The organism is Streptomyces sp. B1I3, from assembly GCF_030816615.1.
In the GTDB taxonomy this organism is placed as follows: domain Bacteria; phylum Actinomycetota; class Actinomycetes; order Streptomycetales; family Streptomycetaceae; genus Streptomyces.
On the sequence record NZ_JAUSYD010000001.1, the window covers coordinates 5,927,036 to 5,946,236 of the forward strand.

Below are 19,201 nucleotides of genomic sequence, written 5' to 3' on the forward strand. Positions count from 1 at the left end.
CTGATCACCGGGCCCCCCGGGTCCGGGCGCGCTGCGGAAGGCACATCGTGGACCAACTGGCACTGCTGCTCCTGCTCCTGCTCGGAGCGGTGGTCACGGTGCCACTGGGGGAGCGCCTGGGCCTGCCCGCCCCGGTCCTGATGACGCTCGCCGGTATCGGCATGGCGTTCGCCAGCTTCGTCCCCGACGTGGACATCCCGCCGGAGATCATCCTCCCCGCCCTGCTGCCCCCGCTCCTGTACGCCTCCGTGCAACGCACCTCGTGGAGGCAGTTCGCGGCCAACAGACGGCCCATCTTCCTGCTGGCGGTCGCCCTCGTCTTCGTCACGACAGCGGCCGTCGCCGCGGTCGCCGACGCGATCGTTCCCGGGCTGCCGATCGCCGCGGCCGTGGCCCTGGGCGCGCTCGTGGCCCCGCCCGACCCGGTCGCCGCGACGGCCGTGGCGGGCTCCGTCGGACTGCCGCGCAGGCTCGTGTCGATCCTGGAGGGCGAAGGGCTGTTCAACGACGTCACGGCCATCGTGCTCTACCACGTGGCGATCGCCGCCGCGGTGAGCGGGTCCTTCTCGCTGCCTGCCGCGTTCGGCCTGCTCATCCTGTCCGCCGTCGTCGCCGTGGTGGTGGGCCTGGTGCTCGGCTGGCTCACCATCAAACTGATGGGCCTCCTGGGTGACGCCACGCTCCAGGTCGGCCTGACGCTGCTCGTGCCGTTCGTGAGCTACGTGCTGGCCGAGGAGCTGATGGGATCGGGCGTGCTCGCCGTCCTCACCACGGCGCTCTTCCTCGCCGAGCACACGGCGGACGCCGACGACGTCCTCGGCCGCCTCACCGGCCGGTCCTTCTGGGAGATCGTCGACACGCTCGTCACCGGTGTGGCCTTCGGACTGATCGGCCTCGAACTCCACAGCGTCTTCGGCACCGCCGACGGACGCGAACTCCAGCTGCTCGGCTGGGGCCTCGCGATCGTCGTGGTCGTCGTCGGCGTGCGGCTCCTGTGGCTGCTTCCCGCGACCTGGCTGGCCAAGCGGCTGCACAACCGCCGCGACTACAGCGAGGAGATCCCCACCAGCTGGCGGGAGACCGTCGTCATGTGGTGGGCCGGGATGCGCGGGGTGGCCTCGGTCGCGCTGGCCCTCGCCATCCCGCTGGAGACGGACGACGGCAAGCCGTTCCCCGGCCGGGACGAGATCGTCTTCATCGCCTTCGCCGTCATCATGGCCACCCTCGTCCTCCAGGGCCTGACCCTGCCGTGGCTCGTGCGCACTCTGGGGGTCCGGGCGGACACGCAGGCCGAACAGGCGCTGGAGCGCGATCTCGCGGTCCGGGCGGCCAAGGCGGCCAAGCAGCGGCTCAAGGAGGTCCAGGACAGCGAGGACTTCCCCGAGGAGGTGCTGGAGCGGCTGCAGCGCGCGGCGTACGACATCGGGGCGCGGATCAGCCCCGACATGGTCGACGAGGAACGGCGCGAGGCCTACGCGAAGCGCGCCGAGCGGTTCAGGGCGGTCAGCCGGGTCCAGCGCGAGATGCTGTCGGCCGCCCGGCACGAGGTCCTGGCCGCACGCAACGAGCCGGGATCGGACCCCGAGGTGGTGGACAGGGTCCTGCGGTACCTGGACGTGCGCAGCCTGCGCTGAGCCGCCCGCGCCGCGGTGTCAGCCGCGGCCCGTGCGGGGAGCGGCCGCGCTGCCGGGAGCGGGTACCCGGTTGGTCTCCGAGCCGTCGAGTCCCGGCCACCGGTCGCTCGGTGGAACCGCCGCCTGGGCCGTCACGATGCGCGGCAGGGCGTACGGGTGGTGGTCGCGGAGCCAGCTGATCAGCTGCTCCCGCACGGCGCATCGCACCGTCCAGATGTCGTCGGCGTCCTTGGCCGTGACCACCGCCCGCACCTCGATCGTCGACGGGGTGGTGTCCGTCACGGCCAGGGACCAGTCGCGGCCGTCCCAGGCGGCGCACTCGCCGAGGATGTCGCGCAGCCGGTCGCGCATCGCGGCGACGGGCGCGGAGTGGTCGAGCTGGAAGAAGACCGTGCCGGTCATCTGCGCCCCGCCCCGCGACCAGTTCTCGAAGGGCTGGCTGGTGAAGTACGACACGGGCATCGTGATCCGCCGCTCGTCCCAGGTGCGAACCGTCAGGAAGGTCAGCGTGATCTCGTCCACGGTGCCCCATTCACCGTCCACGACGACCGTGTCGCCGAGGCGGACCATGTCGCCGAAGGCGATCTGGAATCCGGCGAAGAGGTTGCCCAGCGTCGACTGGGCGGCCACACCGGCGACGATTCCGAGCACACCGGCCGACGCGAGCACCGACGTGCCGACCGTGCGCATCGCGGGGAAGGTCAGCAGCATCGCGGCGACCGCGACCGTCGTGACCACGGCCGTGACCACGCGCTGGATGAGCGTCACCTGCGTACGGACCCGGCGCACCCGGGCCGGGTCGCGCGTGGCCGCCGCGTAGCGGGCGTACGTGGACTCCACGATGGTGGCCGCGACCCGCACCACGAGCCACGCGGAGGCCGCGATCAGGACCAGGGTCAGGACCTGACCGACCGCGCCACGGTGGTCCCGCACCAGAGCGAGCCGTACCTGGCCGAAGCTGGCCCGCAGGAGCGCCGTGCAGAGGACCACCTGCAAGGGTGGCCGGCAGCGCCGCAGCAGCCCCCACAGGGGTGTGTCGTGGTGCCGGCTGTCGGCTCTGCGGAGCAGCAGGTCCACCAGCCACCCCAGCAGCAGGGTGATCGTCAGCGATCCGCCCACCACGAGCAGCGGTCGCAACACGTTCTCCATTCCGTCGTCCTCCAAGCGTCGGGAGCACAGCTGGCACCATGGGACGCATGAACATCATGCTTTTCCACTCGACCTATGGTCTGCGGCCCGCTGTGCACGCGGCTGCCGACCGGCTGCGTGCGGCCGGGCACGAGGTGCGCGTGCCCGATCTTTTCGAGGGGCACACCTTCGACACGGTCGAGGAGGCCATGGCCTTCCGGGATCAGGTGGGCAAGGACGAGCTGCTCAAACGCGCCGTACTGGCCGCCGCCCCCTACTCCGACCAGGGCCTCGTGTACGCGGGATTCTCGTTCGGCGCGTCGGTGGCGCAGACCCTGGCGCTCGGTGACGCGAAGGCGCGCGGGCTGCTGCTGCTCCACGGCACCTCGGACATCGCGGAGAGCGCCTCCGTCGACGAGCTGCCCGTGCAGTTGCACGTGGCCGACCCCGATCCGTTCGAGTCGGCCGACTGGCTGAACAGCTGGTACCTCCAGATGCAGCGCACCGGCGCGGACGTCGAGGTGTACCGCTACCGGGGGGCCGGCCACCTGTTCACCGATCCCGAGCTGCCCGACCACGACGAGGCCTCGGCCGAACTGACCTGGAAGGTCGCGCTCGGGTTCCTCGCCACGCTGTAGCCGCGCGGGGCCCCGCACCACCGGTGCGGGGCCCCGTCCGGTCAGCGCACCGGGGTGCCGGCCCTTTCGATCTTCTGTGTGCCGCTGCGCGTGCGGTAGGAGCGGACCCAGGACGCCGTCGCGTCCTTCCGGGTCCTGTCGGAGACCACGTAGTAGTCCATCTGCGACCTCTCGGCGGTCACGTCGAGGACGCCGTAGCCGTGCGAGTCCATGTCGACCCACTTCACATGGCGGTTGGCCGCCTTCACGGCCGCGGCGGCGACCACCGAGACCGTCTGCGGGGCGACCCGCAGGATGTCGTCCAGGTTGTCCGACGTCACCGACGTCACCACGAACTCGGTGGCCGCGGAGGCCGACAGAGGGTACGTCGCCGCCTTCACGGGCACGTCGTTGGCCCAGGCCATGTGGATGTCGCCGGTCAGGAAGACGGTGTTCGTGACCGACCGGTCCCGCAGATGCGAGATCAGCTCCTTGCGGTCGTCCGTGTAGCCGTCCCACTGGTCGACGTTGACCGCGAGCCCCTCCGCGGGAAGGCCCAGCAGCTGGGCGAGCGGCGCCAGCAGATGGGCCGGCAGCGCGCCGAAGGCGACCGGCGAGATCATCACCGAGGTACCGACCAGCTTCCAGGTGGCGTCCGATCCCGCCAGGCCGGCCTTCAGCCAGTCCAGCTGCGCCCGCCCGGTGATCGAGCGCTCCGGGTCGTCGACCGCGCCGTCGCCCGTGGAGGCCTGCTCGGATCGGAAGCTGCGCAGGTCCAGCAGGTGCAGCTCGGCCAGGTTCCCGAAGCTCAGGCGCCGGTAGACGGTGCCCTCGGTGGAGGCGCGGACCGGCATCCACTCGAAGTACGCCTGCTTCGCCGCGGCCACCCGGGCCGCCCAGGCCCCCTCCGCACCCGGGGTGTGGTTCTCGGCCCCGCCCGACCACGCGTCGTTGGCGAACTCGTGGTCGTCCCAGATCGCGATCACGGGGTGGGCGGCGTGCAGCGCCTGGAGGTCGGTGTCCGTCTTGTACGTGCCGTGCCGGGTGCGGTAGTCGGCGAGGGTGAGGATCTCGTGGAGCGGGGCGTGGGGGCGTACGACGGTGTCCCCGGCCGGGTAACTCCCCGACGCGTACTCGTAGACGTAGTCGCCCAGATGCAGGACGGCGTCCAGGTCGGGGCGGGCCGCGAGATGGCGGTACGGGGAGAACCAGCCGGCCTCCCAGTTCGCGCAGGAGACCACGCCGAAGCGGATCCCGGGGACGGCCGCCCCGGTGGCGGGCGCCGTGCGGGTGCGGCCGACAGGGGACACGACTCCCTGCCCGCCCTCCGTCCCGCCGGGTGCGGCCGCGAAGCGGAACCAGTAGGCGGTCGCCGGCCGCAGCCCCCGCACATCGACCTTGACGGTGTGGTCGGAGCCGGCCCGCGCGACTGCCGTGCCCCGGGCGGCGACCCGGGAGAAGGCCTTGTCCTCGGCGATCTCCCAGACCATCGGCGTGTCGGCGCCGAGGCCGGAGCCGGGCACGGCGTCCGGGGCGGGGGTGACGCGGGTCCACAGGAGTATGCCGTCGGGCAGGGGGTCACCGGAGGCGACGCCGTGCAGGAAGGCCGGGCCGTCGGCGGCGCGGGCGCTGGTGGTGGCGGCGAGCACGGGGGCGGCGACCGCGGTGGCGGCGGCGGCCTTGACGACCGTGCGGCGGCTGGGTGCGGAGAGGTGTCGTCTGGTCACGGAGCATCACCCTACTGGCGGGTAGAGCGAACAGGCGGGCGAACAGAGGAAGTTCGCCCGCCTGCCGGGTCCCGGCCGCCCGGAGTTGTGCCACGGGGCCCGCGGCGCCGTGGTTCCTCCCGTCAGCCCTTGAGGGCCTTCGTGATCGCCGCGTTGAAGTCGGCCACCGTCATCGGGGCGTTCTTGCTGCCCTCGGCGGTGAGGGTCTTGCCGTCCATCTTCAGCGTCGGTGTGCCCTGGACGCCGCTCTTGTCGAAGGCCTTGGACATCTTCATGGCCCAGGCGTCGTACGTACCGTCCTCGACGTTCTTCTTGAACGCGGCGTTGCCCTTCAGCGCGTCCACGGAGTCCGCCACCTCGATCAGGTAGTCGTCCTTGGCGAACTTGTCGCTCGTCTCCTCGGGGTGGTACTTCGCGGAGTACAGCGCGGCCTTGTAGTCCAGGAAGGCCTCGGGGCTCACGTCGAGCGCCGCGCCCAGGGCGCTCAGGGCGTTCTTGGAGCCCTCGCCGCTGTCGGAGTTGTCGATGAAGGTCGCGCCGACGTACTTGATCTTGTACTTGCCGGCCTCGACGTCCTTGCCCACCGTCTCGCCGACGGTCTGCTCGAACGTGGCACAGATCGGGCAGCGGGAGTCCTCGTACAGCTCCAGGGTCTTCTTGGCGCTCGCCTTGCCGATCACGACGGTCGTGCCGTCGTCACCCGAGGTGTTCTTGGGGGCGGTGACGTTCTTCGCGTCCGCGGCGGCCTCCCAGGCGGAGGGCTTGTTCAGCTGCATCACGCCGTAGCTGACCCCGCCCGCGATCGCCAGGACGGCGACGATCGAGACACCGACGACGATCTGCTTGCGTACCTTGTCCTTCTTGGCCTGCCGCTCGCGCTCCTCGCGCAGCCGCTCGCGGGCGGCGGACTTGTTGGCCTGGCTGTTGCGCTTGCTCATGGGAATACTCCGTGATGTGGGGTGGCTCGGGGGATCTACCGGTGCTCAGGCGGTGGTACACGCCGGGCCCGGGGGTCCTCTCCGTCCCACACAGTGCACGAGGAGCCGGGCCGGGAAGAGCGGGAGGGGGCGCCCCACGCGCCGGGCGCCGCGCCCTGCCCGGAAGCGGGTGGTGCCCACCACGGCGACCGCGGTCAGCAGCGGCCGGAACGCGACGGCGGCCGCCGCGCACAGCAGCCCCGCCAGCGCCGACTCGCCGTGCCGCAACCAGGCCGCGGCCAGCAGGCCCACCGTCACGTGCGTGGCCAGGAGCAGCCACGGCACGGCGGGGCCCGGGGAAGCCAGCAGGGCGGCCGCACGGTCACCGGCCCCGGTCACTCCGGCCAGCGGGGTCCCTACGGCGGTCACCCCGGCGAGCCCGTCGGGGCCCGCGCCGGCCTCACCGCCGCAGAGCACGTCCACGCCCACGGAACGCAGCGGGCCGGCGATCGGGCCGCCCGCCGCTCCGTAACAGAGGTGCTGCCCCGTGGTGAACACCGTGTCCGCGGCCAGTTCCAGCGGGACCAGCAGGCCGGCGATCGCTCCGAAACCACGCTCCCGGCCGGCCAGGGCGAACGCCGCGGCGAAGACGGCACCGGCCAGCAGCACGATCGCCGTCAGCGGCAGCGGGATTCGGGAGAGGAGTACATGGGATGCCGAGGAGAGCGTGACGACGAGGGCGGTGAACACCGCCGCGCGTACCGCTCTGATCTGCGTCCCTGATACGTCCATCGCCGGAGAGTGTGCCACGGCTTCCTGTAGGCGAGCCCTGAGGTGCGGGCCGCACCGTCCTACAGGCCCGGGATACGGCCGTTGCGGAAGAGGTCCACGAAGATCTGGTGGTCCGCGCGGGCCCGGGCGCCGTAGGTGTGGGCGAAGTCGGTCAGCAGCTCGGCGAAGCCCTGCTCGTCCGCCGCGATCGCGGCGTCGATGGCGCGTTCCGTGGAGAACGGCACCAGCGAGTGCCCGCTCTCGTCGTCGGCCGCCGAGTGCATCGTGGCCGTCGCCCGGCCCAGGTCGGCCACGACCGCCGCGATCTCCTCCGGCTCGTCGATGTCGGACCAGTCCAGGTCCACCGCGTACGGCGAGACCTCCGCGACCAGCTGGCCCGCGCCGTTCAGCTCCGTCCACCCGAGCCACGGGTCGGCGTGCGCCTGCAGCGCGCGCTGGGAGATGACCGTGCGGTGGCCCTCGTGCTGGAAGTAGTCCCGGACGGCCGCGTCGGTGATGTGCCGGGACACCGCCGGGGTCTGCGCCTGCTTGAGGTAGATCACCACATCGTTCTCCAGGGCGTCGCTGTTGCCCTCCAGGAGGATGTTGTACGAGGGCAGGCCCGCCGAGCCGATCCCGATCCCGCGGCGGCCGACGACGTCCTTCACCCGGTACGAGTCGGGCCGGGTCAGACTCGACTCCGGCAGCGTCTCCAGGTAGCCGTCGAAGGCGGCGAGCACCTTGTAGCGGGTCGCGGCGTCCAGGTCGATCGCACCGCCATCGGCGGCGAACCTTCGCTCGAAGTCCCGGATCTCCGTCATCGAGTCCAGCAGCCCGAAGCGGGTCAGCGACCGTGCGACGCGCAGCGCGCCGAGCAGCGGTCCCTGGGCGGTGTCCAGGGTGAAGGGCGGCACCTCGTCGTTCTTCGCGCCCGTCGCCAGCGCGTGGATGCGCTCGCGGTACGCCGCGGCGTAGACCCCGACCAGCTCGGTGATCTGGTCGTCGCTCAGCGCCTTCGCGTAACCGATCAGGGCGACGGAGGCCGCGAAGCGCTTGAGGTCCCAGGTGAACGGTCCGACGTAGGCCTCGTCGAAGTCGTTGACGTTGAAGACCAGGCGGCCGTTGGCGTCCATGTACGTGCCGAAGTTCTCGGCGTGCAGGTCGCCGTGGATCCACACCCGGCTCGTGCGCTCGTCCAGATACGGGCCACCGCTCTGCTCACGCTCGAGATCGGCGTAGAACAGCCCGGCGGAGCCGCGGTAGAACGCGAAGGCGGAACCCGCCATCTTGCGGAACTTGACCCGGAAGGCAGCGGGATCGGCGGCCAGGAGCTCCCCGAAAGCGGTGTCGAAAACGGCGAGAATCTGCTCCCCGCGCTCCTGCGCGCGAGTCTGCGTGTCCGACATCGCTGGGTGCCTCCTGCTACATGGCGTTCATGACAAATGGGACGGGCGTCCCGGACCTTCCAACGCGTGACCGTACCCCGGAGTGCCCGTCGCCGGTGACGTCCACGACGTAGACTTCCACGCTGTCCCCCCAAGCCGTCACCCCCACCCGTCGCCCGGCCGCCACCCCCTCGGCGCGGCGCTGCGGGTCACCCCGTTCATCTCTACGCCCCCGGAGGCACAGCGCCGTGAGCAAGCCGCCTTTCACGCACCTGCACGTCCACACCCAGTACTCGCTGCTGGACGGTGCCGCGCGGCTGAAGGACATGTTCGAGGCGTGCAACGACATGGGCATGTCGCACATCGCGATGACCGACCACGGCAACCTCCACGGGGCGTACGACTTCTTCCACTCGGCCAAGAAGGCCGGGGTGACGCCGATCATCGGGATCGAGGCCTACGTCGCCCCCGAGTCGCGCAAGCACAAGCGCAAGATCCAGTGGGGGCAGCCGCACCAGAAGCGCGACGACGTCTCGGGTTCCGGCGGTTACACCCACAAGACGATCTGGGCGGCCGACAGCACCGGCCTGCACAACCTCTTCCGGCTCTCCTCGGACGCGTACGCCGAGGGCTGGCTGCAGAAGTGGCCGCGCATGGACAAGGAGACCATCTCCCAGTGGTCCGAGGGTCTCATCGCGTCCACCGGCTGCCCCTCCGGCGAGGTGCAGACCCGGCTGCGGCTCGGACAGTTCGACGAGGCGGTCAAGGCGGCTTCGGACTACAAGGACATCTTCGGTGAGGGCCGGTACTTCCTCGAGCTCATGGACCACGGCATCGAGATCGAGCGCCGGGTCCGCGACGGGCTCCTGGAGATCGGCAGGAAGCTGAACATCCCGCCGCTCGTGACGAACGACTCGCACTACACCTACGCCCACGAGGCGACGGCCCACGACGCCCTGCTCTGCATCCAGACCGGCAAGAACCTCTCCGACCCGGACCGCTTCCGCTTCGACGGCACCGGCTACTACCTCAAGACGGCGGACGAGATGTACGCCGTCGACTCCTCGGACGCCTGGCAGGAGGGCTGCGCCAACACCCTCCTGGTCGCCGAGCAGATCGACACCACGGGCATGTTCGAGAAGCGCGACCTGATGCCGAAGTTCGACATCCCGGAGGGGTACACCGAGATCACCTGGTTCCAGGAGGAGGTCCGGGCCGGCATGGAACGCCGTTACCCGGGTGGTGTCCCCGAGGACCGGCAGAAGCAGGCCGAGTACGAGATGGACATCATCATCCAGATGGGGTTCCCGGGATACTTCCTCGTCGTCGCCGACTTCATCATGTGGGCCAAGAACAACGGCATCGCGGTGGGCCCCGGCCGTGGCTCGGCCGCCGGTTCGATCGTCGCGTACGCCATGGGCATCACCGACCTCGACCCGATCACCCACGGGCTGATCTTCGAGCGGTTCCTCAACCCCGAGCGCGTCTCCATGCCCGACGTCGACATCGACTTCGACGAGCGCCGGCGCGTCGAAGTGATCCGGTACGTGACCGAGAAGTACGGCGCCGACAAGGTCGCCATGATCGGCACCTACGGCAAGATCAAGGCCAAGAACGCGATCAAGGACTCCGCGCGCGTCCTGGGCTACCCGTACGCCATGGGCGACCGCCTCACCAAGGCCATGCCGGCCGACGTCCTCGGCAAGGGCATCGACCTCAGCGGCATCACCGACCCGAAGCACCCGCGCTACAGCGAGGCCGGCGAGATCCGGGGGATGTACGAGAACGAACCCGACGTCCAGAAGGTCATCGACACCGCGAAGGGCGTCGAGGGCCTGGTCCGGCAGATGGGTGTGCACGCGGCAGGCGTGATCATGTCCAGCGAGCCCATCGTCGACCACGCCCCGGTCTGGGTCCGGCACACCGACGGCGTGACCATCACGCAGTGGGACTACCCCCAGTGCGAGTCGCTCGGCCTGCTCAAGATGGACTTCCTGGGCCTGCGCAACCTGACGATCATGGACGACGCCATCAAGATGGTGAAGGCCAACAAGGGCGTCGACCTGGAGATGCTCTCCCTCCCGCTGGACGACCCCAAGACCTACGAGCTGCTCTGCCGCGGTGACACGCTCGGGGTCTTCCAGTTCGACGGCGGGCCGATGCGCTCGCTGCTGCGCCAGATGCAGCCCGACAACTTCGAGGACATCTCCGCCGTCTCGGCCCTCTACCGGCCGGGCCCGATGGGCATGAACTCGCACACGAACTACGCCGAGCGCAAGAACGGCCGCCAGGAGATCACCCCGATCCACCCGGAGCTGGAGGAGCCCCTCAAGGAGGTCCTCGGCCTCACCTACGGCCTGATCGTGTACCAGGAGCAGGTGCAGAAGGCCGCCCAGATCGTCGCCGGCTACTCGCTCGGCGAGGCCGACATCCTGCGCCGCGTCATGGGCAAGAAGAAGGCCGACGAGCTGGCGAAGAACTTCGTCCTCTTCGAGGCCGGCGCCAAGAAGAACGGCTTCTCCGACGCGGCGATCAAGGCCCTGTGGGACGTCCTGGTGCCCTTCGCCGGATACGCGTTCAACAAGGCGCACTCCTCCGCGTACGGCCTGGTCACCTACTGGACCGCCTACCTCAAGGCCAACTACCCCGCCGAGTACATGGCGGCCCTGCTGACCTCCGTCAAGGACGACAAGGACAAGTCGGCGGTCTACCTCAACGAGTGCCGCCGCATGGGCATCAAGGTGCTTCCGCCGAACGTCAACGAGTCCGAGTCGAACTTCGCGGCCCAGGGCGACGACGTGATCCTCTTCGGCCTGACCGCGGTCCGCAACGTCGGGCAGAACGTCGTCGACTCGATCATCCGGTCCCGCAAGGCGAAGGGGAAGTACTCCTCGTTCCCCGACTTCCTGGACAAGGTCGAGGCGGTCGTCTGCAACAAGCGCACCATCGAATCGCTCATCAAGGCCGGCGCCTTCGACGAGATGGGCCACACCCGCAAGGGCCTCGTCGCGCACCACGAGCCGATGATCGACAACGTCGTGCAGGTCAAGCGCAAGGAGGCCGAGGGGCAGTTCGACCTCTTCGGCGGCATGGGGGACCCGGACGACGGGGCCTCCGAGCCGGGCTTCGGGCTGGACGTGGAGTTCTCCGACGTCGAGTGGGAGAAGTCCTACCTGCTGGCGCAGGAGCGCGAGATGCTCGGCCTGTACGTCTCCGACCACCCGCTCTTCGGCCTGGAGCACGTGCTGTCCGACAAGTCGGACGCGGCGATCTCCCAGCTCACCGGCGGCGAGCACGCCGACGGGGCCATCGTCACCGTCGGCGGCATCATCTCCGGCCTCCAGCGCAAGATGACCAAGCAGGGCAACGCCTGGGCCATCGCCACCGTCGAGGACCTGGCCGGCTCCATCGAGTGCATGTTCTTCCCGGCGACCTACCAGCTGGTCTCCACCCAGCTCGTCGAGGACACCGTCGTCTTCGTCAAGGGCCGCCTCGACAAGCGGGAGGACATCCCCCGCCTGGTCGCCATGGAGATGCAGGTTCCCGACATCTCGTCGGCCGGCACCAACGCCCCCGTCGTCCTCACCATCCCCACGGTCAAGATCACCCCGCCCATGGTCAGCCGCCTCGGGGAGGTCCTCAGCAACCACCGGGGCGACACCGAGGTGCGGATCAAGCTGCAGGGCCCCCGCAAGACCACCGTGCTCCGGCTCGACCGGCACCGGGTCAAGCCCGACCCGGCCCTCTTCGGCGACCTGAAGGTGCTGCTCGGCCCGTCCTGCCTCGCCGGCTGACGCGCGTCCCCGGCACAGCGAGAGGGGCGCCCCGCCATCGGCGGGGCGCCCCTCTCGGCCTTTTCGGCCCGGCGAACCGGTCAGTTGTGGCCGAAGCGCCGCTGGTGCTTGCGGGCCACGTCCGACGGGCTGCCCTGCGACTGCGGCTGGGTCTGCGACTCGTACGCCGTCGACCTGGTCTCCTCCGCACCACGCTCCGAGGCGGACGCGCGGTCGTGCTGGCTGCCCTGCTTACGGTTCTTGTTCTTGGCCATGGTGATGCCTCCTGTGGGGAATCTCGGGGCCAGGACCGCTGTCAGACTCACATAGCACCAGAAAAGCCGCATGTTGGATCATTACCCAGCGTAGTAGACGGGGTATCATGCGCCGTTTTCCGGATCCGCCACGCCGATGATCGAGTTCCGGACCTTAACGCCGGTGCCGTCGGGCAGACTCGAAGGAAACCCTGAGTGAGCGAACCCCGAGTAAGCGGCCCCACCCCCCTACGACCGGGCCCGCCGATCAGCTCCCGATTCCTGGAAGAGGGTGGAACGCGTGGACCGTTGCGTCGTCCTGGTGGACGCCGGCTACTTGCTGGGTGCAGCCGCGAGTCTGCTGGCCGGGGAGCCCGCCCGTTCCCGCATCACCGTCGACCACGCGGCCCTCATCCAGGGCCTGCGCGAACGCGCCGAAGCCGACACGGAACAACCTCTGCTCCGCATCTACTGGTTCGACGGCGCCCCGGACCGCGTTCCGCAGCCCGAACACCGCCGGCTGCGGGTGATGCCCCGGGTGACGGTGCGACTGGGGGCCCTCACCCGCAGTGACGGGCGGTGGGCGCAGAAGGGCGTCGACGCGGCCATGCACGCCGAACTCACCGAACTGGCCAGGAACCGCGCCTGCTCCGATGTGGTCCTCGTCACCGGTGACGGGGACCTGCTGCCCGGACTGATGTCGGCCAAGGAACACGGAGTCGCCGTCCACCTCTGGGCCGTCCAGGCCGGCGACGGCGACTACAACCAGTCCGAGGACCTGGTCGCCGAGGCCGACGAGCGGCGCGTGCTCGACCGGGCCTGGATCACCAAGGCGGTCCGGGCCAAGGACACCGGCGGCGTCTGCGCCCCGCCGCCCGTCCCGCGCCCCGAGATCGCCGCCATCCTCTCCGCACCGCTGCCCGAGGCCGCCCTCGCCGCCTCGGCCGAGCGGGCCTCCGAGGCGCAGGCCGCCGCCCGCAACGGCTCCACCGCTCCGGCCCACGAGACCGCCGCGCCCGCCCAGCCCGCCCCCGGCCACAGAAGCGTCCCCACCCCCAAGGACCTGGCGAGCCTGCGCGCCCCCGGCCCCCCGGCGGCCCCGAACCCCGCACAGTCCCCGGCCCCCAACGCCACGCTGCGCTGGTCGTCCGACAAGGGCTGGGTCGAGCGCGGCGGCCCCCTCGGCGAACCGGCCGAGACCGCGTCCCTGCCGACGCTGGCCCAGCTCACCAGCGCGGAACAGCGCTGGGCCGACCGGGAGGAGGACATCACCACCGTCGGCGGCGACCCCTTCGAGGTGGGCCAGGTCTTCGCCCGCCGCTGGATGGAACGGCTGCCGGAGACCGTCCACCTGCAGAAGCTGTCCACCATGTACCCGCGCATCCCGCACCGCATCGACGGCGAACTGCTGCGGTACGCGGCACGCTTCGGGCTGCTCGCGCACAAGGACGACCAGATCGACGAGCACGACCGTTACGCCATCCGGGCGGGCTTCTGGCGCGAGATCGACGTGCGGGCAGCCGCCGAGCACGTCCCCGTGGGGGAGTAGCCGGGGCGGCACTGCGCTGCCCCGGGAGTCATACGGGGCATCCGACCCCGTACTCTCGTACCTCGTGAGTACGGGCACAGCACAGGCACAGACCGGGACCGGGACCGTGTGCGCGGTGCGTGATCTGGTCAGGACCTATCCCGCCGTCCGCGGCCGACGCGGCCGCGTCGCCACCCCCGAGGTGCGCGCCACCGACGGGATCAGCCTCGACGTCCGGCGGGGAGAGATCTTCGGACTGCTCGGCCCCAACGGCGCCGGCAAGTCCACGCTCGTACGCCAGCTCACCGGGCTCATGCGTCCCGACTCCGGCAGCGTCGAGGTGCTGGGACACGACCTCGTGCGCCATCCCGAACGGGCCTCACGGCTCATCGGCTACCTCGGCCAGGAATCGACCGCCCTCGACGAGCTGACCGTGTCCCTCGCCGCCGAGACCACCGGCAGGCTCAGGGGACTGGCGCTGCGCGAGGCACGGGCCGCGCGCGACGCCGTACTGGAGGAGCTGGGACTCACCGAGATCGCCGGACGGCCCCTGAAGAAGCTGTCGGGCGGTCAGCGGCGGCTCGCCTGCTTCGCCGCCACGCTCGTCGGGGAGCGCCCCGTCCTGGTGCTGGACGAGCCGACGACCGGTATGGACCCGGTCGCCCGGCGTGCGGTGTGGTCGGCCGTCGACCGGCGGCGGGCCGAGCACGGCGTGACCGTCCTGCTGGTGACCCACAACGTGATCGAGGCCGAGACGGTCCTGGACCGGGTCGCCGTCATGGAACGCGGCAAGGTCATCGCCTGCGACACCCCCGGCGGGCTCAAGGAACAGGTGGCCGGTGAGGTCAGGGTGGAACTGGTGTGGCGCGAGCGGGCGCCGCTGGACGTCCCCGAGGTGGCCGCGCTGCGCGCCTCGGCGCAGGAGTCGGGGCGCCGGTGGGTACTGCGGCTCGGCCCCGACGAGGCACGGGCGGCGGTCGCCGCGGTGACGGGCGGGGCGGCGTTCTCGTCGCTGGACGACTTCACGCTGGCCACACCCAGCCTCGAGGACGTCTACCTGGCGCTCGGCGGGGACGCCGTCAGGGCGACCGAAGGGCTGGTGAAGGCGTGATCACGCAGGTGTCGAAGCCGAAGGGGAGCAGCGCCAGGTGACGAGCATCGTTCCCGTCGAGCCCGCGGAGAAGGTGGCCGGGCCACAGGCCCGGACCGCCCCGGCCCCGGCCGGCCGGCCGTTCCGTACGACGCCGGCGCCCCTCGCGCCACGGGCCGGGCTGCTGCCCGCGCTGGCCGCCGTCTACCGGGCGCAGCTGTCGCGGGCGAGGGTCGCGCGGATCCCGTTGTTGTTCGTCGCCACCTTCCAGTCCGTCGGGATCATGGTCCTGATGCGCGGGGTCGTCGACGGGGGCGCCGAGGCGCGGGCCGTCGTCGCCGGGTCGAGCGTGCTGGTCGTGGCGTTCGTCGCGCTCAACATGCTCGCCCAGTACTTCGGCCAGTTGCGGGCCGGCGGCGGACTCGACCACTACGCCACCCTGCCGGTGCCGGCGGCCGCGGTGGTCCTGGGGGCGGCGGGGGCGTACGCCTCGTTCACCGTGCCCGGCACGGTCGTCACGGCGGTGGCGGGAAGCGTGCTGTTCGGACTGCCCCTGACACACCTGTGGGTACTCGTCGCCGTCATCCCGCTGGCCGGGGCGGCCCTCTCCGGACTCGGCGCCGCCCTCGGCCTGCTGGCCCCCCGCCAGGAACTGGCCACGCTGCTGGGGCAGCTGGGGATGTCCGCCGCGCTGCTGCTCGGCGTGCTGCCCGCCGAGCGACTGCCCGAGCCGGTCGGCTGGGCGCGCGATCTGCTGCCGTCGACGTACGGGGTCGAGGCGCTCGCCCGGTCGTTCGACGCCCACCCGGACTGGGCGGTCGTCGTCCTCGACCTCGCGGTGTGCGCGGTGGTCGGGGTGGCGTCGCTGGCCGTCGCGACGTGGGCGTACCGGCGGGCGGCGGTGCGCTGACGGCCGAGTCGGGAGCGCCGCGGGCCGGGCGCCCCCAGTGGTTCCCGGCCGGTCCGGTGGGGCGGTCCGCCGGGCCACCTGGCACGATGGCAGCGTGACCGCACCGTTGACGCCGCCGCATCAGCCCGAGCCCCACAACCCCTGGCAGGCCCCGCCGTCGGGGTCCCACGCCGTGCCGGCCGGAAAGGATCCGGCCGACGCGCCGGCCCTCCGCAGGGAGCTGTTGCAGGGCACCGTGATCACGGTCCTGCTGACGGCCGCGGGCCTCGCCCTCGGTCTGCTGTGGCTGGGGCTGGCGCCCCGGGTGCCCCTGATCTCCGACGACACCGCGGTGTTCCTCAAGAACAGCGAGGGCGAGGAGGCCATCGGGGCCGACGGCACGTTCGTGCTGCTCGCGCTGGCGTTCGGCCTCGTGTCGGCCGCCGCGGTCTTCTTCTTCCGCCGGCGCGGGGGCATCCCGCTGGTGGTGGGGCTGGCCCTGGGCGGGCTGCTCGGATCCCTGCTCGCGTGGGGGATCGGCACGTGGTTCGGGCCGACCTCGGACGTGGTGGCCCACGCCAAGGAGGTCGGCAAGGGCGTCACCTTCGACGCGCCGCTGAAGCTGCACGCGGTGGGAGCGGCGATGCTGGCCTGGCCCGTCGCGGCGATGCTCGTGCATCTGGGGCTGACGGCCGCGTTCGGGCCGCGGGACCCTGAGCCGGAGTGGGGGGTTCCTTACGGGGCGGGGTACGGGGGCGGTGTTGGTGCGGGGGATGCGGAGGCGGCGTTCGGGCCCGCGCACGGCTCTGCGCCTGCCGAGCCCGGTGGCGGCGCCGGCGGTGCGGGCGCCGAGCCGGGTCCGGGCGCCGAGGGCGGTGCGGAGGGGCCGGGGCGGAGGTAGCGGTGCGGGCGGGGCGCCTGCGGCGTGCCTCGTCCCCTACCCGTCCCTTCCCGGAACCGGGGCTCCGCCACGGACCCCCGTCCTCAATCGCCGGACGGGCTCGCGTGGCCCATCCCCGAGAGCCGGGGCGGACTTGATCGGGTCGGGGCCGGGCCAAGGGCTCGGCCCCCGAGCCTCGGTCCTGACGCGCCGGGCGGGCTGCGTCCTACGCGCGGCCGATCGGGGCCAGTACCGCGGCCGTCAGGGCGGCCAGGTCGCCAGGGGCGAGTTCGACCTCCAGGCCGCGGCGGCCCGCCGAGACGCAGATCGTGAGGTGGGCGTCCGCCGACGCGTCGAGGACCGTACGCAGGCGCTTGCGCTGCCCCAGGGGGGAGATACCGCCCCGTACGTAACCCGTGGTGCGCTCCGCGGCGGCCGGGTCCGCCATGGCCGCCCGTTTGCCGCCCACGGCCGATGCCAGCGCCTTGAGGTCGAGTGACCCGGCGACCGGCACGACCGCGACGACCAGCTCGCCGTCGACGTCCGCGACCAGGGTCTTGAACACCCGCTCGGGGGCGGTCCCGAGCGCCTCGGCGGCCTCCTCGCCGTAGGACGGGGAAGACGGGTCGTGGTCGTAGGAGTGGACCGTGAACGCGGTGCCGGCCGCGGTCAGGGCGACCGTGGCGGGGGTGCCGCCGGACTGCTGCTTCTTCGTCTTCTTGGCCACCGTGCCGGGTCCTCGCGTCAGTTGGGGTGCGTGGGGGCGCGGGTCAGGTCGAGCGCCGGCAGGGACGGCAGATGCCGGATGACGGCGGTCTCCTTGCGCAGGAGCGTCAGCTCCTCGCGCAGCCGGGTCGCGGTGTCGGGAGCCTGGAGCAGCCGCTGCTTCGTCGGGACGTCGAGTACGGCGGCTGCGGCCACCAGGTACGAGACCACGGACGGGTCGTCCGGCAGGTCGGCACCGGTCGTCAGGGAGCGCTCGTCGGCACCGGCGAGCCGTTTCTGGTAGCTGCGGAAGGCCCGTAGGACGCCTTCGGCGAGGGCTCCCGCCTCGTCGCTCCCGGGGGGCGTGTCGTCGCCCTCGCCGTCCGGGTCCTCCGGCAGCTCCTCGACCTCGGCCACCAGGTACGGGCCGCTCGCGTCGACGGACAGCAGCCTGACCCGGGTGGTGCCGGTCGCCAGGACCTCGAAGCTGCCGTCGGCGCGCTCGCGGATCTTCGCGGCGTCCGCGACGCAGCCCACCCGGTGGAAGGTCTGGATCGGGTCGGGGCCGAAGCCGTCGGCCGGCGCGCGCTCGACCGGTCCCGCGGCGGCGACCGCGTCCGGCATCCCGGTGGCCGTAGGGGCGATCTCGCGGCCGTCGCGGATGGCGACCACGACGAAGCGGCGCGGTTCGTCCTCGTCGATCTCGAGCAGCCCGCGCATCATGGCGCGATAACGCTCCTCGAAGACGTTGAGCGGCAGCACGAGGCCGGGGAACAGCACCGCGTTCAGCGGGAAGAGGGGCAGGCGAGCGGTGGTCACAACGGACAAGCCTAATGGCCGCGGGCCCCGCCGTGTCCTGGCCGTCCGCGCGAGGGCGCGGAAGAGGCCGCCCGGAGCCGCACACCGGCGCGCGTGTCGAGGAACCCGCCGAGCGCGTCCTCGGACACGCGCGCCCACGGGAACGACGTGGCGTAGGGCCCGATCAGCCTGAACTGTTCCAGTGCCTCAACGGCGCGGCCCCGTGCCGCCAGGACGTACGCGAGCAGGTTGCGGGCCTCGGCCGGCCAGGGGTCGCCCGCGGGAAACAGGGCGGAGAACCGGATCGCGAGGTCGGCGGCGGCGTCGATACGGTCCTCCTGCACGGAGGTCCTGCGTCCGGCGGCCCGCTCGTCGCACAGCAGCTCGAAGGCCGCCCGTACGGGGAGCGCCTGCACCAGGGAGTCCGCGGCGGCGTCCTCGGCCGCCCGTTCGGCGAAGTCGAGGCACTCGCGGTGCGAGCCGTACCAGGAGGCCGAGAGGTACTCGAGCGCGGCGAGGTGGCAGCCGTGGTGGTGCGGGGAGCGGCGGACTGCCTGTTCCCACAGCGCACCGAAGACCGTGTGGGTGGCGTGCGTGCCCCGGGCGTGGTCGAGTGCCAGCCGCCAGGGCACCGGGTCCCGGGGATCGGCCTCGGCCGCCGCCGTGATCAGCGGACCGACGTCGCGCAGCAGCTCGGCGTGGGCGGGGGACGCCCAGGCCCGGCGCACGGCCAGCGCGGCCTTGACGAGCAGGGCGTCCGGATCGCGCGGAGCGGCGGCGAGCCAGTCCGTGAGCCACTCGTCGCGGCTGTCGGCGAAGGTGACCAGACGGGTCAGACAGCGGTCCCGGGCCTCCCACTCGGCGGCGTCCCGGGTGACCGCGAGCAGCTTGGCCGCGGGTTCGAAGTCACCCAGGGCGGCCGCCACCAAAGCGGGGGACAGTCGCTCGTCGGGGGCGTCGAGCAGCACCGCGACGTCCGCGGGCAGCCCGGGGGCCAGCTCGGGGCCGTACCGGAACGAGCACGCGGAACGCAGCAGTACGCGGAGGAGAGCCATGGTGCAGACCATTGAAAAGCGCTGGTGGGGACGGCGCCATAGGCGCTCTG

The 19,201-nt window shown here is 71.8% G+C and carries 16 protein-coding genes; 7 read left to right on the forward strand and 9 right to left on the reverse strand.

The genetic code is table 11. The features are described from left to right. The first annotated feature begins 47 nt into the window (after nucleotides 1-47). Complete coding sequence (locus QFZ58_RS26930) at nucleotides 48-1,634, forward strand: Na+/H+ antiporter (RefSeq protein WP_307127481.1); 1,587 nt, start codon at nucleotides 48-50, stop codon at nucleotides 1,632-1,634. Nucleotides 1,635-1,652: 18 nt separating this feature from the next. On the opposite strand, the gene QFZ58_RS26935 is transcribed toward QFZ58_RS26930, so the two are convergent. Then, entirely contained in the window at nucleotides 1,653-2,783 is a 1,131-nt protein-coding gene (locus tag QFZ58_RS26935) for a mechanosensitive ion channel family protein (protein ID WP_307127482.1), read from the reverse strand. Between the two features lie 38 nt (nucleotides 2,784-2,821). Here QFZ58_RS26935 and QFZ58_RS26940 point away from each other — a divergent pair, with 38 nt between their 5' ends. Further along, nucleotides 2,822-3,400 carry a dienelactone hydrolase family protein gene (locus tag QFZ58_RS26940; RefSeq protein ID WP_307127483.1) on the forward strand — a complete coding sequence of 193 codons (579 nt, stop codon included), beginning with the start codon at nucleotides 2,822-2,824 and terminating at the stop codon, nucleotides 3,398-3,400. A gap of 41 nt (nucleotides 3,401-3,441) precedes the next feature. On the opposite strand, the gene QFZ58_RS26945 is transcribed toward QFZ58_RS26940, so the two are convergent. From QFZ58_RS26945 to QFZ58_RS26960, 4 genes are all read right to left on the reverse strand, one after another. Beyond that, entirely contained in the window at nucleotides 3,442-5,106 is a 1,665-nt protein-coding gene (locus tag QFZ58_RS26945) for an alkaline phosphatase (protein WP_307127484.1), read from the reverse strand. A gap of 122 nt (nucleotides 5,107-5,228) precedes the next feature. Continuing rightward, nucleotides 5,229-6,044: a DsbA family protein gene (locus tag QFZ58_RS26950; protein ID WP_307127485.1), complete on the reverse strand. Its 816-nt coding sequence runs from the start codon at nucleotides 6,042-6,044 to the stop codon at nucleotides 5,229-5,231. A gap of 45 nt (nucleotides 6,045-6,089) precedes the next feature. Then, nucleotides 6,090-6,815, reverse strand: a complete 726-nt coding sequence (locus tag QFZ58_RS26955) for a hypothetical protein (protein WP_307127486.1) — start codon at nucleotides 6,813-6,815, stop codon at nucleotides 6,090-6,092. A 59-nt stretch (nucleotides 6,816-6,874) separates the two neighbouring features. Continuing rightward, the gene (locus QFZ58_RS26960) at nucleotides 6,875-8,200 is read right to left on the reverse strand and encodes a DUF2252 domain-containing protein (RefSeq protein ID WP_307127487.1); all 1,326 of its coding nucleotides are present in this window, start codon (nucleotides 8,198-8,200) and stop codon (nucleotides 6,875-6,877) included. Between the two features lie 227 nt (nucleotides 8,201-8,427). Here QFZ58_RS26960 and dnaE point away from each other — a divergent pair, with 227 nt between their 5' ends. Next, complete coding sequence (gene dnaE / locus QFZ58_RS26965) at nucleotides 8,428-11,973, forward strand: DNA polymerase III subunit alpha (protein ID WP_307127488.1); 3,546 nt, start codon at nucleotides 8,428-8,430, stop codon at nucleotides 11,971-11,973. Between the two features lie 80 nt (nucleotides 11,974-12,053). On the opposite strand, the gene QFZ58_RS26970 is transcribed toward dnaE, so the two are convergent. After that, nucleotides 12,054-12,227, reverse strand: coding sequence for a hypothetical protein (locus QFZ58_RS26970; protein WP_307127489.1), 174 nt, complete (start codon nucleotides 12,225-12,227; stop codon nucleotides 12,054-12,056). Nucleotides 12,228-12,498: 271 nt separating this feature from the next. On the opposite strand from QFZ58_RS26970, the gene QFZ58_RS26975 reads away from it, so the two are divergent. From QFZ58_RS26975 to QFZ58_RS26990, 4 genes are all read left to right on the forward strand, one after another. After that, the gene (locus QFZ58_RS26975; RefSeq protein ID WP_307127490.1) at nucleotides 12,499-13,755 is read left to right on the forward strand and encodes an NYN domain-containing protein; all 1,257 of its coding nucleotides are present in this window, start codon (nucleotides 12,499-12,501) and stop codon (nucleotides 13,753-13,755) included. Nucleotides 13,756-13,861: 106 nt separating this feature from the next. Beyond that, the gene (locus QFZ58_RS26980; protein WP_307129004.1) at nucleotides 13,862-14,845 is read left to right on the forward strand and encodes an ABC transporter ATP-binding protein; all 984 of its coding nucleotides are present in this window, start codon (nucleotides 13,862-13,864) and stop codon (nucleotides 14,843-14,845) included. 37 nt (nucleotides 14,846-14,882) lie between these two features. Then, the gene (locus tag QFZ58_RS26985) at nucleotides 14,883-15,734 is read left to right on the forward strand and encodes an ABC transporter permease (protein ID WP_373428593.1); all 852 of its coding nucleotides are present in this window, start codon (nucleotides 14,883-14,885) and stop codon (nucleotides 15,732-15,734) included. Nucleotides 15,735-15,828: 94 nt separating this feature from the next. Further along, nucleotides 15,829-16,614, forward strand: a complete 786-nt coding sequence (locus QFZ58_RS26990) for an ABC transporter permease (protein ID WP_307127491.1) — start codon at nucleotides 15,829-15,831, stop codon at nucleotides 16,612-16,614. A 205-nt stretch (nucleotides 16,615-16,819) separates the two neighbouring features. On the opposite strand, the gene ybaK is transcribed toward QFZ58_RS26990, so the two are convergent. The 3 genes from ybaK to QFZ58_RS27005 are packed head-to-tail and all read right to left on the reverse strand — an operon-like array spanning nucleotide 16,820 to nucleotide 19,163. Then, the gene (ybaK, locus tag QFZ58_RS26995; protein ID WP_307127492.1) at nucleotides 16,820-17,320 is read right to left on the reverse strand and encodes a Cys-tRNA(Pro) deacylase; all 501 of its coding nucleotides are present in this window, start codon (nucleotides 17,318-17,320) and stop codon (nucleotides 16,820-16,822) included. Between the two features lie 17 nt (nucleotides 17,321-17,337). Beyond that, a complete protein-coding gene (locus QFZ58_RS27000; protein WP_307127493.1) occupies nucleotides 17,338-18,117 on the reverse strand; it encodes an LON peptidase substrate-binding domain-containing protein in 780 nt (259 codons plus the stop codon). Nucleotides 18,118-18,128: 11 nt separating this feature from the next. Continuing rightward, nucleotides 18,129-19,163, reverse strand: a complete 1,035-nt coding sequence (locus QFZ58_RS27005; RefSeq protein ID WP_307127494.1) for a hypothetical protein — start codon at nucleotides 19,161-19,163, stop codon at nucleotides 18,129-18,131. Nucleotides 19,164-19,201: the final 38 nt, after the last annotated feature.